The organism is Dongshaea marina (assembly GCF_003072645.1).
GTDB lineage: Bacteria > Pseudomonadota > Gammaproteobacteria > Enterobacterales > Aeromonadaceae > Dongshaea > Dongshaea marina.
The window spans coordinates 4,708,770-4,720,691 of sequence record NZ_CP028897.1 but is presented as its reverse complement, the minus strand read 5'-3'; the positions used below and the strand labels follow the sequence as shown (position 1 = coordinate 4,720,691).

Below are 11,922 nucleotides of genomic sequence, written 5' to 3'. Positions count from 1 at the left end.
AGGCCGGATCATACGTGATTTAAGAGGAAAATCCAGAGGTTTTTTCAATTTTATTTTTGAGCTGTGTCTAAAAGTATTACATCCGGTGTTGCATCAAGTTCTTGCCGAACAATAATTGACCAAGGGAGTCATTCGATCTATGATGTGCTCGTTTTTTAATCGGCGAGGAGCTTTAATGATGTCTGAGAGCAATTGGCTGATCGTGGCAATCAAAAAACAGATCTACCGTGCTTGCCGTGCTCATAAGCTTTCTGTTCCTGCAGAGTGGCAGATGAGCCCTCAGGAAGTTGCTGTGGCTGAAACTGAGTGGGTGATCGAAAATGCGATGGCTTACGCGCGGGAGAATGCTCAGCACGGATAACTCTTTCTATCTCTATCCAGTGACCACTAGCTGTAAGTGGTAGAAGTCGACTCTTCTTTTAATATTGCAGTCATGATGTTTCTCATAGCGCCCTTTGCCGAGGGCGCTTTTTTATTGCTTAAACTGTTGGTAATCAATTCGGAACAGGTGAGCATTAAATAGTTTGTGGAATAGTGGAATAGGAAGGCAGGAAGCCTTGAGATAGAGCTCCAGCTCAGGCTTGGCAAAAAGTTTGGCGCTACGCAGCTGCTCAAAGCGTGAAAAGCGCAGGGCCTGATACAGGGACTGTCCCAGCAAGTGACGCTCAGCAAATGGTGTTTGATTGCTCTCCTCCTCCAGGGCGTTGACCAGATGAGGAAATTTTTTATCGAAGCCACTTTGTGCAAGCCTGGCACTCAGGGATAGCTCATGTTTATCCATCAGGGAGATCATGAGCGCTGGATTCGGCTTGACCTCATAGAGTGCATCATGAAGCTTCTTTTTACCCTGCTCCCGGGCATCGATCAGGCAGTTCTGCTTGGTTTCGTCAAAGCCGAACACAAACTTGTGGTGGCAGCACAGGATCCCCATCAGCGACATGGCGCCCAGCAGGAATCCTTCACTGGGACGTCGGTAACCCCCTCTTTTAGCAGGAAGCTGACACTTTGACCCGTGGTGAGCAGGTAGCGCCATAGCTTGGGGCCCATCTGTGGCGTGTTGGAGCTGTACATGCGGATCCTGTATTTAAACAGCATCGCCGGGATGATTAGCTTGAGTACCTCGATGCCGATGAGGCCCATCGCCGTTTGCAGGCTGTTACTTTGCCTGGGGGAGTGTCCCAGCTGCTTCATGAACCTTTGGTTTGCCACCAGGTAGAGGATCCGCCGACGGATCTCCTGGTTCACCTCGACGACGGAGGCGAGTACCGACAGTCGGGGGAAGGGTTCGGCAATCAGAGCAAGCAGGTCCAGAGCCGATGTATCCAGACGCAGGGTGCTGCGTAGCAGCCTGTGATGGTCGTGGAAGGAGTGGATGATCAATTCATTAAGCTTGTGATGAATCAGGTTGCTGGCGGCTTTCACCTCCTTCTCGCGCTGCTGTTTCTGTGCCTCCTCTCTGGCGACTCTCGCTTTTTCTACATCAAGCAGGATCCGCTCCTCGCTCTCCTGCTGCTCCTGCTCAACCTGCTCCTGATCTTCTATCTCGTTCAGGGCCAGGCCGTCATCAAGTTCATCTGCAGCAAGCTGATGCTTTTGTCCGATCAGATAATGGCGAAAGCGCTGACAGATCTTCTGCTCAGCCTGACGGGCCTCTTCGGTGATGCGTGTCGGATCTGGATCAGGTAAAAGGCCGCTCATGGAGACTGCTCTTCACAAATAGTTTTGTAGTTTAACTATACAACGCTATCTTTTGTCTCGCCCTAAACGAGCGGGTGTGCGGGTGGATTATCTGCTTGCGGAGCGCATCGACGATGCGACATTCAAATTTGTCGCATTCTTGGCTTTAATCAGCTGAAAACCCGGCATATCGAAAAATAACTGTGATTTATCATAATAAGCACAGAATTTTAAGTGATTGAGTTATATGTAAAAAACTTGAAATGTCTGCTTTTTGCGACACTGCTTGCGAGAAAAGTTGCGACAAAAGTTGTCGTAACCTGTGGTTAGGATATAATCTCTAGCGATCCAAACCTAAGGGCTTTGTCATGAGTAAGAAGTTGGTAAGACAGTTAACACTTGCGCGTTGTATCCCTTACCGTCCATATAAAGTCACAGCTCGTCAGCTGAAAGAGAAGATGGAGGAGGAGGGGATCCGAGTTAGTTTGAGAACCATACAGCGGGATCTCGAGGAGATGTCGGGTATGGGGCTGTTTGATCTGACCTCTGATGAGCGCAGCAAGCCTCATGGTTGGTGCTTTGAGCGAAATGGACTCAATGATTTCGCCAACTTTATGCCATTGTCGCTGGCCGTTGCCCTGCGTAGCTGGAGTGAGCAGGCGCCTCACCTGATCCCATCAAGTATCATGACTGAGATCACTCCTGTGCTGGATAAGGCCAACCAGGTCATCAGCGACTCCCAGAGTGAATCGGCGCAGCGTTGGGTCGAGCATGTGGCTTGTACCGTCGATCAGGCCGGTTCATCCAATACCCGTCACTGTTCAACTATCCTTGATTCTCTGTGGCGTGGCCGACGTTTCCGTGCTGAGGTTAAACGCGTCATCAAGGAGCAGGTAATGTGGCTTCGCTATGACCAGCTCAATCCTCTCGGTGTGATCTACCAGCCGGAAGGACCTGTCCTGCTGTGTACTGTTTCTGAGCTGGATCCCAAGGTGTACGGGATCCCGTTCAATAATCTGCGAAATATCGAGATCCTGACTCGCTCTATCTCGATTCCACCACGCTTTAATATGCAGAAGCTGCTCAAAGAGCGTGCCTATCTGGAGGGGGATGATACCTTCCGCTTTGTGGGACGCCTGCAAACCAGTAACCGCCAGCATGTGGATGCCATGAAGATCCCGGGTCGTAATCAGCGACTAAGCCTGTGTGATCGCCAAAGTATGCTGATTGAAACCGATGTTCAGGATAGCCCTGAGTTTCGTCGCTGGCTGGGGGAGATGTCAAAGTGGGTTGAAGTGGTTTCACCCGCAGCATTGAGAAAAACTCATCAGGATGACTCACACTCTTTGGTAAAAGAGGTTAATATCGCTTAAATTGCCCCATTTGGGCTAGGTTCTGCTGAGGTTTCCAAATTTGAAGCCTCAGCAGAGCCTTAATTATTATTGGATAAGCCCATTGGGCAGGAGCTGTAATGACCTCGACTCAGGAGCCCTTTCTCTTTACCCTGGCTGAGCAGGAGCTGCCGTCTCATGGCATCGATATCCGGGTTATCGGTGTCGGCGGTTGTGGCGGAAACATAGTCAATCACTTCAACCGCAGTGCAGAGTCAAAGTCGGGGATCCAGGTTTACGCCCTGAACACGGATCTTAAAGCGCTGCAGCAAAGCTCGGTCACCTCGATTCAGCTGGGTAAATCTTTAACCCGGGGTCTGGGCGCCGGAGCGATTCCTGAGATTGGTGCCGAGGCGGCCGAAGAGAGTCTCGCTGAAATTGAGCAGATGCTTGATGGTGCAGATCTCTGTTTTCTTGCCGCGGGTATGGGGGGAGGAACAGGTACTGGTGCCGCGCCCATTATCGCCCGTGAAGCCCGGGCCAGGGGTGTTCTGACAGTCGCACTGGTAACCCGTCCGTTCGCCTTCGAGGGGAAGAAGCGTGAAGCTTCGGCCCAGGCCGGAATCGAACTGCTTGAGCAGGAGGTAGATGCTCTTCTGATACTTCCCAACGATTATCTGCTCAAAGTATTGGGAGGCAAAACACCTCTGATTGAAGCCTTTTCCGCCAGTAGCATGGTGATCCAGAATGCGGTCTCCGGTTTGGCTGCTATCATCTCCCAAAGTGGTTTCATCAATATCGATTTTGCAGATGTGAATACCATCCTGCGCCAGCGCGGTAAGGCGGCGATCGGGGTGGGGATGGCATCGGGAAAGGATCGCACCCGCGAGGCGATGGAGCAGGCACTGGCAAACCCTCTGCTTGAACGCCTTGATCTTAGCCGTGCCCAGGGGATCCTGCTTAATATTGTCGGCGGAGAGGATATTGGGCTGCTCGAGTATCAGATGGCCGGGGATATGCTTCAGGAGATGGTTGGAGAGGAAGCTATGCTGGTCTCTGGTTTGAGTCTTGATCCCGAGATGGGAGATCGTATTCAGGTGAGCATTATCATTACCGGGATCAGTGATGAGCCCGTAGCCGGAGCCGCGGAGGTTCACCAGGAAATTCCGGGCATTCTTCCCCGGGAATATATTACCTAAGCTATCCTGAGTTTTTTGTGCCAGCGGTATAGGTGTCCGGTCGCGGATAGCGGGGATGTTTATCATCCTTCGGACAGATGTTTATGGCTTCGCTATACTGCCGTATTCGCCCGGCGGTCGAGTTACTTTGGTATCGCTCAAAGTAACCAAAGGCTCGCTCCGCGCGATTTTCCCTAAATCGAGCTACGCAGCTCGCCATCCCTGGCTCGAAAAGAAAACTACTATCCTCTGCATTCGCCTCGGCGCTTGCTTACGGGGAAGTATCCCCCCTTTGACTCGCACCGATAAATAGTGCAAGTATTTGGGGTCGAACGACAGGATGTCGTGAGAAGGCTGCCGGGATAGGGATATCCCGTTTGCCTGACACCCCGAATAACAAACCTGAGCTGCGCATAAGAGGGGAACTAAAAGCCCAAGCTGCGATCTGATCGTTTGTCCAGAACCATCAATCGCCAAGGAGCTTGGGCATGATCAATTTAGAAGCTATTTTCGTTGATGTCGATGATTTCTGTCAGGTCTTTCTACCCGCTTGGCAAAAACAGCAGATCTCCTTAGGTGTGAAGCAGCGGAACAGACCTTCTCGCCTGGCTGTCAGTGAAGTGATGACCATCGTCATCGCATTTCATCGCTTGGGCTTCCGAGACTTTAAATCCTATTATCTTCAGTTTGTCTGTAAGTACTGGAAAAGTGAGTTCCCCGGCCTGGTGAGTTACAGTCGGATGTTGAAATTGATGCAAGCGACCCTGATCCCTTTGTGCTCCTATCTCACCCACAGACAAGCAAAACCTACTGGGATTGCATTCGTCGACTCAACAAAACTTCAGGTTTGCCATAACCTTCGCATCCCTCGGCATCAAGTATTTGAAGGTGCAGCCAAGCGTGGCAAAGGAACCATGGGGTGGTTTTATGGATTTAAATTGCACCTTATTATCAATGATCAAGGTGGTGTTATCTCGGTCAAATTAACCCCAGCCAATGTTGATGACAGAACTCCTCTTCCTGAAATGTGCGAGCAGCTCTGGGGTTCACTCTATGGAGATAAAGGCTATATTTCAGGACCACTTGCAGAAGAGCTGGCAGACCAAGGGGTCACATTAATTACCAGCATCAGGAAGAATATGAAACCAAAGTTGATGCGGCTATGGGATAAGCTGATGCTTCGCAAACGCTTCATCATTGAAACCGTCTTTGATCAGCTGAAGAACATCTCTCAGATAGAACACTCACGGCATCGTAGCTGCGTCAGCTTTATGGTGAATCTCCTTGCTGGCCTCATTGCATATACCTTCCAGGAAAAGAAGCCGAGCATCCGAATGTCTCGGCTTGAAAAGGAAGCGCTTATGCAGATCTGAGGTTAACAAGCTATTTTGAGGAGAGACGCGAATCAGGGGGCACCCTCGGGGTTGTTAGGGGGACTGGGTGAGCAGTCCCCTGACCCGTAGTCCGCGGCCGGACAGTTGTGCCATCGGCACAAATCGGCTGACCGCAGGTCCAATCAGTTTCTATTGTTATCCTGTGGATTGCTAATCGCAGCGGAGCTGCAAATCATAATAGCGCTTGGCTGAATCAGAAGCTTGGTGGTGTGTTGGCGCTGATCAACACACAAACATCTGAGCCGATATTACGGAATCTGTGGGGACGTCGGCTGTCAAAGTAGTAGCCATCTCCCGGATCTAATCGGTAACTCTCCTGATCCACACTTAGTTCGAGACACCCCTCAATCACAATTCCACACTCCTCACCCCCATGGGTCAGCATCTCGGGGCCGGTATCTGCACCGGGTTGCATCACCTCCTTGAGCATGCCGATAGCTCGTGGCGTCTTGCCATGTCCAACCAGCAGGTACTGAATATCTCCGGATCCGAGATCCGGCATCTCACTGGCCCGGAACACCACATTGGCGGATGTCTCATCATTTTCTGTGAAAAAGTCAGCCAGGGAGATCGGAAATCCATCCAGTACTTTTTTCAGGGAGGCGATAGAGGGACTCAGTTGGTTATTCTCAAGCTGGGAGATGAAGCCATTAGTGACCCCGGCCCGCTTTGCCAGTTCACGCTGGGACAGTTGTGCCTTTTGTCTCAGGTGCTTTAATTTGTAACCTATATCCATGAGCTTTCCCTGTAGTAGCAGACGCTGATGATTTTATACCGGGAATTGCCAGACAAGGAGGTTTTTTATAGTCAAGTCCTGAAACCGTTTACAAAAAAGGCTCCAATATCGCATGGGAGCCTTTTTAGGTTACAAGAATTTCTGTGGATATTAGTGGTTGGAGCAGATACTGGAGGCGCGGATGAAGTAGCGAGGGTTACCCTCTTCTTCACAGCGAACCTGTGCCAGTACACGATCTCCACTTCTGTGTTCCCAGGACTGCCCTCTTTTAGCGACATGGGGCATTTGAGCTCCTAGCTTGTGCAGATATTCATCAAAAAGTTGCGAGCTGTTGATCTCGGTTAGGTATAGTTGCTTGCTCACGATTGGCCCTCCATATGCTGTCATCCCTCGTGGTCTCTAGTGTCGTAAGCCGTGATGTCTATTATTGATGCACCCACAGCTCGTCCAGTATAGATAAAAAGTGTGAACAAAAGCGAACAGAATCGACTGTTCAGTTGAATAATTTGGCTGAATGCAATAGATGTGTGTCTGGCAATTGAACCTCCTGTTCACTGGGGATATCCCGTTCGGTGATTATCCGTCAGATCTGTCAGATAAAGTCGTGATCGTGATCAATTAAAGTTCATTTTTTGAAAACGATTGCAAAACTTGTGAGATCGGCTCCAGACATGCTCCTGCATCAAAGCTCTGTTCATCAATGGCCATACAATTAACACCTGCTTGATGAATCAAAACTGAACATCACAGAGCTGAGGCGACACCCTTTAACGTTTGTCTGATAACAGATCTAAGGGGAACAGACGCTAATAAGATTGGACTTCAAACAGAGAGAGTTTTTTGGGCTTGCCGATGTAGTAGCCCTGAACATAGTCGACCTGCAGCTTCTGTAGCTCTTTAAACTGCTCTTCGGTCTCAACTCGCTGCGCGATGATCTTAAGATCATTGCGAAAAGCAAACCCCTTCCAGCGACGCCACTCTTCAGGATCCGGGGTCTTGTTTATATCGAGTTTCAGGATATCCACCGGCAGTTTACTCAGAAGGAAGCGGTACTCATCATCAGCCGGGAGGGCAAAGCGGATCCCCCGCTCTTTGAGTGCAGTCATCACATCCCCGAATTGATTCACCTCTCGCTGTTTCTCCAGATCGATGAGATCTAAGATGAGCTCGTCAAGAGAGATGCCAAGACGGGTAGGGAATTGCTCAAGTGTAGCAATTAGGTGTGAATTATACAGGGAGTGGCTGAACAGGTTGAGGTTCCAGGAGCCGTGTAACTCTTCACCGCGCAGTGTTTCTTCCAGAAGAGCGAGTACATCCAGATCCAGCTCGGCCTGTAGTTCCAGGTGACGGACTACCCGTAGCAGGGCTTCTGCCCCGGAAAAGTGCTTGTAGCGAAGTAAAATCTCATGGGCAAACACAACTCCTTCGATCGTCTCTATGGGTGAGGCGACAAAGTAGATCTGCTCGCGATTGAGTATGGGAGGCAAGCTCTTCATTCACACTCCTGGCATCATTTGAGCCCATTTGGTTCAAAAGGCATCTACTCGAAATCTAATTCAAAGTAGGGATATTTACCAGTCCTGGTGGTGGATATCGAAATCGCTCTGATGTTTTTTTGACCTGCGTCTTTTTAATGGGGAGCAGGCTGCTATAATTCCCGCTCATTTTTATATGAGGTCAAAAATGGATACAGATTATCAGCATCGATTCGGTGGAATTGCCCGGCTCTATGGCACCCGGGCCGTTGAGGCCTTTGCAAATTCCCACGTTTGTGTGATCGGGATTGGCGGGGTTGGATCCTGGGCGGCTGAGGCGCTGGCACGCTCCGGGATTGGTGCAATTACCCTCATCGATATGGATGATATCTGTACCACCAATATTAACCGGCAAATCCATGCGCTCCAGCCCAGTATAGGAAAGCCCAAGTGTGAGGTGATGGCTGAGCGGATCCGGCAGATCAATCCGGCTTGCAAGGTTGAAGTAATCGATGACTTTCTCAGTAAGGAAAACCTTGCACAGTACATAGTGACCGGTTTTGATTACGTGATCGATGCTATCGACTCGGTACAGGTTAAGGCGGCTCTGCTCGCCTACTGTAAGCGAAACAAGATCAGGGCAATCACCATTGGTGGGGCTGGGGGGCAGATGGATCCGACTCAGATCCAGCGTGGCGACCTGGCCCGAAGCTATCAGGATCCCCTGCTGGCCAAGGTGCGTTCGGACCTGCGACGCCACTACAATTTTACCAAGAATCCAAAGCGGAAATTTTCCATCGACTGTGTTTTTTCCACCGAGCAGCTTACCTACCCGGATGGCAGTGGCGGGGTCTGTCTTCAAAAGTCGATGAGTGATGGCACCATGAAGATGGATTGTGCCTCCGGCTTTGGCTCTGCCACCGTGGTGACGGCAAGTTTTGCATTTGTGGCTGTCTCCCGGGTCTTAGAGCGGATCAGGGAGCGGGCCGAGCAGAGAAACTAGTCCTTGCCCTGGAGCGCTTTATACTCCTTGAGGCTGGTAATCCTGTGGCACTGGCGACAGCGGATCCCCGGTTGGTAAAAGAACAGCGGGAAACCAAGTAGGATAAAGACTAGGAAAGCGGGTTTCTTGCCCAGGGTATAGGGCTCTATATCTGAGCTGTCACAATAGGGGCAGCGCAGGTAGTCTCCGGGGCCGGCCAGTTCCTCGACGGCTTCGCTGTGGTCTTCGCGTAGAAGATTCCTCGCCTGCTCGGCCTGGTCTGGATGTGTCATCAGGCGAACCCCCCCCATGGCATCCGAGTAGAGCCACTGCATATTGATGGTATGCTCATCAGCGATAAAGGCATCGATCCCCTCGGCCTCCAGAGCTCCTTTGGCGATCTGGGCATCCAAAGGAAATGAAAAACGGCCAACCACCACCCACTGATCTGTCATACGGCTTCTCCCTTTACGCGCTGCTTTATGTATCTCATCTAACAGTAGACCCGTCCTTTGCCGATAAGGTTTCATTAAAACGGCTTGTAGCGGTACAAAAAAGCCGCCCCACAGGGCGGCTTGTCGATGGGTCTAATCCCAGGGATTAGTTGTTACGCATGTAGGCATCCATATCTGTCTTGAGATTATCAGACTTGGTACCAAAGATAGCCTGGATCCCGTTACCTGCGGTTACCACACCGGCAGCTCCGAGCTCCTTGAGGCGATCTTTATCCACAGCTTCCGGGTTTTTCACCCCAACCCGCAGACGGGTGATACAGGCGTCGAGGCTGTCGATGTTATCTTTACCACCAAACGCCGTGACCAGCTCTTTCGCCATATCGTCGATCTCTTCAAGAGCCTCAGCAACCTCATCTTCATCTTCACGACCCGGGGTCTTGAGATCCATGACCCGGATAGCCACGCGGAAGATGATGTAGTAAGCAGCCGCATAGCAGAGCCCCACGATTGGGAACAAGAGCAGTTTGTGCGAGTGTGCCGACAGTACGATAAAGTCGATCAGACCGTGAGAGAAGGAGGTACCGTGCACCATGCCCAGCATGTTGGTGACCATATAGGCTGAACCTGCCAGCAATGCATGGATAAAGTAGAGCACGGGTGCTACGAACATGAATGAGAATTCAATTGGTTCGGTGATCCCGGTCAGGAAGGAGGTCAGGGCCGCGGACAGCATGATACCTGCAACCTTGGCTTTATTCTCCGGTTTAGCCGAGTGCCAGATCGCGATGGCTGCCGCCGGCAGACCGAACATCTTGAACATATAACCACCCGCCAGCTGGCCGAAATAGCTGTTGGCTGCGGTGCGTGAGGCATCATCGGCGACCAGGTAACAGGTCAGAATACCGTGCTGTACTTCGCTGGCAGCATTGGTACAGGTTCCCGCCTGGAAGAAGAAGGGAACGTTCCAGATATGGTGCAGACCAAAGGGGATCAACAGGCGCTCTACAAAGCCATAGATACCAAAGGCCAGAACCGGATTCTGAACCGCCGCCCAGTTAGAAAACTCCTTAATCCCGGCACCGATAGGAGGCCAGATGAAGGTCAGAATGATAGCTACGATAATCGCACACAGGCCGGTGATGATCGGGACAAAACGCTTGCCCGCAAAAAAGCCCAGGTAATCTGGCAGCTGAATGCGGTAGAAGCGGTTAAACATGTAGGCGGCGAGGCCACCGGAGATTATCCCCCCCAGTACCCCGGTATCGGAGATCTGCTTTACTATATCCATATAGTGGGGTGCATTCGGATCAATGCTGGTGACCAGAGGCACAATCGCGGGGCGACAACCGCCATGGTCTTGGTCATGATCACATAGCTTACACTCGCGGCAAGGCCCGCGACCCCGTCGTTATTGGTAAAGCCCAGAGCCACACCGATCGCAAAGATGAGGGCCATGTTCTCAAAGACGGCGCCTCCGGCATTTTGCATGATCTCCGAGACAAATGCTGGCAGCCAGCTAAGCTTGGCAGCCCCCACACCGAGCAGGATACCTGCTACCGGCAAGACAGAAACAGGTAACATCAAGGATTTACCTACTTTCTGTAATGATGAGAAAGCTTTTTTCATCATAACTTCAGTTTCCTTCTTGGGGTTAAATTCCAAACAGCTTCAACTCCAGCCACTGGGCAAAATGGGAGTTTGTTCAGATTAAGTTCAGTATTGCTAAAAATTAGTCAGCGACTGGAATATAGTTCACTTGAAGGAAAAATGCGTAGTATTACCGGTAGGTTTAGCCTGAAATATAGGAGTGGATCACAAAACAAAATTCATTGATAATCAATGCATTGCGTGCGCATTTGTCACAGCTTTATTCATTCTAGTCCAAGTCTGCCGAACTTTAGGTTTCATAGTGTTATAAAGACTGACAACTACCTTAGGTAGGATACGAGATGTAACATTTTGTTACATTTGATGGGCAGGGTTGCCGCGCTGAAGTAAGCTCATCTCCCTTCGAGTTCATCAGCCTGAAGTTGGTAAAATCTTTGAGTTGTCCTTCAGATCTGCCAGTGCCTGTGATGGATCACCTTGAGAGACTGACCGCAGTCATCCATCTCTCGTGACATTGAGGGAAGGTACTCTTTGAGCATTCGCTCGATCCCCTCCTGAAGGGTTGATTCAATTGAACCAATCGGCTCTTTCCATGCATTGAGGCAGATATAGCCCGGGATCAGCTCCTCCTGATACTCTAAGCGGATCTCCTCGGGCCAGGGCTCCACATGAGGGAAGTGGTGGCTCAGGTATTGATCCAGAGCTTGGTGTGCGTACAGATATTTGATCTCTGCCAGGGTTCGCTGGTTGAGGGCTGAGTCACGAATCGGACGGGTTTGCTGGCGATTGGTTGCCGGGTGTAGAAACAAGCCGCGCTGACGGCAGGGGATCACCCGGTACCAGGGAAGGTGCTCCCCTTTTTGGTATCCATAGAGTTCTTTTTCAAGCCAGTGACGCATCTCGGCGCTGAAGGGGCAGCGAAATAGTTCGTGCAGTTGTTCCGCTAATCCTTGGGGGGCTTGATAGCAACGACAGCCATGAGTGAATCCTCCGGAGCTCCCTGGAAAGTTAAAATCCACCATCCCTGTATAATTATTGCTCAATTAAACAAAAAACACCTGTTCCGATGGCCAACATCCCCTGTTT

The 11,922-nt window shown here is 50.7% G+C and carries 12 protein-coding genes and 1 pseudogene; 5 read left to right on the top strand and 8 right to left on the bottom strand.

The genetic code is table 11. The annotated features are described in order from the left end of the window. The first annotated feature begins 178 nt into the window (after window positions 1-178). Window positions 179-361: a hypothetical protein gene (locus DB847_RS22105; protein ID WP_159084796.1), complete on the top strand. Its 183-nt coding sequence runs from the start codon at window positions 179-181 to the stop codon at window positions 359-361. Between the two features lie 111 nt (window positions 362-472). Here DB847_RS22105 and DB847_RS22100 read toward each other — a convergent pair whose 3' ends face one another. Beyond that, window positions 473-940: a hypothetical protein gene (locus DB847_RS22100; RefSeq protein ID WP_108652609.1), complete on the bottom strand. Its 468-nt coding sequence runs from the start codon at window positions 938-940 to the stop codon at window positions 473-475. Continuing rightward, window positions 931-1,698, bottom strand: coding sequence for a hypothetical protein (locus tag DB847_RS22095; RefSeq protein WP_108652608.1), 768 nt, complete (start codon window positions 1,696-1,698; stop codon window positions 931-933). Before DB847_RS22095 ends, DB847_RS22100 begins: the two co-directional genes overlap by 10 nt. Window positions 1,699-2,045: 347 nt before the next feature. Between DB847_RS22095 and DB847_RS22090 the strand changes: the two genes are divergently transcribed. From DB847_RS22090 to DB847_RS22080, 3 genes are all read left to right on the top strand, one after another. Continuing rightward, the gene (locus tag DB847_RS22090; RefSeq protein WP_108652607.1) at window positions 2,046-3,050 is read left to right on the top strand and encodes a helix-turn-helix transcriptional regulator; all 1,005 of its coding nucleotides are present in this window, start codon (window positions 2,046-2,048) and stop codon (window positions 3,048-3,050) included. Window positions 3,051-3,148: 98 nt separating this feature from the next. After that, the gene (ftsZ, locus tag DB847_RS22085) at window positions 3,149-4,207 is read left to right on the top strand and encodes a cell division protein FtsZ (RefSeq protein ID WP_108652606.1); all 1,059 of its coding nucleotides are present in this window, start codon (window positions 3,149-3,151) and stop codon (window positions 4,205-4,207) included. Window positions 4,208-4,674: 467 nt separating this feature from the next. Next, window positions 4,675-5,559 carry an IS982 family transposase gene (locus DB847_RS22080; RefSeq protein ID WP_108649992.1) on the top strand — a complete coding sequence of 295 codons (885 nt, stop codon included), beginning with the start codon at window positions 4,675-4,677 and terminating at the stop codon, window positions 5,557-5,559. Between the two features lie 214 nt (window positions 5,560-5,773). On the opposite strand, the gene DB847_RS22075 is transcribed toward DB847_RS22080, so the two are convergent. The 3 genes from DB847_RS22075 to DB847_RS22065 form a co-directional block, all read right to left on the bottom strand. Beyond that, window positions 5,774-6,316, bottom strand: a complete 543-nt coding sequence (locus DB847_RS22075) for a cupin domain-containing protein (RefSeq protein WP_108652605.1) — start codon at window positions 6,314-6,316, stop codon at window positions 5,774-5,776. A 150-nt stretch (window positions 6,317-6,466) separates the two neighbouring features. Continuing rightward, window positions 6,467-6,679 (bottom strand): hypothetical protein, encoded by a 213-nt coding sequence (locus DB847_RS22070; protein ID WP_108652604.1) that lies wholly within the window; start codon window positions 6,677-6,679, stop codon window positions 6,467-6,469. A gap of 443 nt (window positions 6,680-7,122) precedes the next feature. After that, window positions 7,123-7,812: an EAL domain-containing protein gene (locus DB847_RS22065; protein WP_108652603.1), complete on the bottom strand. Its 690-nt coding sequence runs from the start codon at window positions 7,810-7,812 to the stop codon at window positions 7,123-7,125. Between the two features lie 187 nt (window positions 7,813-7,999). Between DB847_RS22065 and tcdA the strand changes: the two genes are divergently transcribed. After that, on the top strand, window positions 8,000-8,794 hold the full coding sequence (gene tcdA / locus DB847_RS22060; protein WP_108652602.1) for a tRNA cyclic N6-threonylcarbamoyladenosine(37) synthase TcdA: 795 nt from the start codon (window positions 8,000-8,002) through the stop codon (window positions 8,792-8,794). Here the strand turns inward: tcdA and DB847_RS22055 are convergent. The 3 genes and pseudogenes from DB847_RS22055 to DB847_RS22045 form a co-directional block, all read right to left on the bottom strand. Beyond that, window positions 8,791-9,228, bottom strand: coding sequence for a putative signal transducing protein (locus DB847_RS22055; protein ID WP_108652601.1), 438 nt, complete (start codon window positions 9,226-9,228; stop codon window positions 8,791-8,793). The genes tcdA and DB847_RS22055 overlap by 4 nt on opposite strands. A 145-nt stretch (window positions 9,229-9,373) precedes the next feature. Further along, a pseudogene (gene ptsG, locus DB847_RS22050) lies at window positions 9,374-10,857 on the bottom strand (PTS glucose transporter subunit IIBC). A 425-nt stretch (window positions 10,858-11,282) separates the two neighbouring features. Beyond that, the gene (locus DB847_RS22045) at window positions 11,283-11,879 is read right to left on the bottom strand and encodes an AbiTii domain-containing protein (protein ID WP_159084795.1); all 597 of its coding nucleotides are present in this window, start codon (window positions 11,877-11,879) and stop codon (window positions 11,283-11,285) included. Window positions 11,880-11,922: the final 43 nt, after the last annotated feature.

Coding starts and splice junctions, on each gene's coding strand:
- DB847_RS22105 (WP_159084796.1), top strand. CDS start 179: ATGTCTGAGAGCAATTGGCTGATCGTGGCAATCAAAAAACAGATCTAC.
- DB847_RS22100 (WP_108652609.1), bottom strand. CDS start 940: ATGTCGCTGATGGGGATCCTGTGCTGCCACCACAAGTTTGTGTTCGGC.
- DB847_RS22095 (WP_108652608.1), bottom strand. CDS start 1,698: ATGAGCGGCCTTTTACCTGATCCAGATCCGACACGCATCACCGAAGAG.
- DB847_RS22090 (WP_108652607.1), top strand. CDS start 2,046: ATGAGTAAGAAGTTGGTAAGACAGTTAACACTTGCGCGTTGTATCCCT.
- ftsZ (WP_108652606.1), top strand. CDS start 3,149: ATGACCTCGACTCAGGAGCCCTTTCTCTTTACCCTGGCTGAGCAGGAG.
- DB847_RS22080 (WP_108649992.1), top strand. CDS start 4,675: ATGATCAATTTAGAAGCTATTTTCGTTGATGTCGATGATTTCTGTCAG.
- DB847_RS22075 (WP_108652605.1), bottom strand. CDS start 6,316: ATGGATATAGGTTACAAATTAAAGCACCTGAGACAAAAGGCACAACTG.
- DB847_RS22065 (WP_108652603.1), bottom strand. CDS start 7,812: ATGAAGAGCTTGCCTCCCATACTCAATCGCGAGCAGATCTACTTTGTC.
- tcdA (WP_108652602.1), top strand. CDS start 8,000: ATGGATACAGATTATCAGCATCGATTCGGTGGAATTGCCCGGCTCTAT.
- DB847_RS22055 (WP_108652601.1), bottom strand. CDS start 9,228: ATGACAGATCAGTGGGTGGTGGTTGGCCGTTTTTCATTTCCTTTGGAT.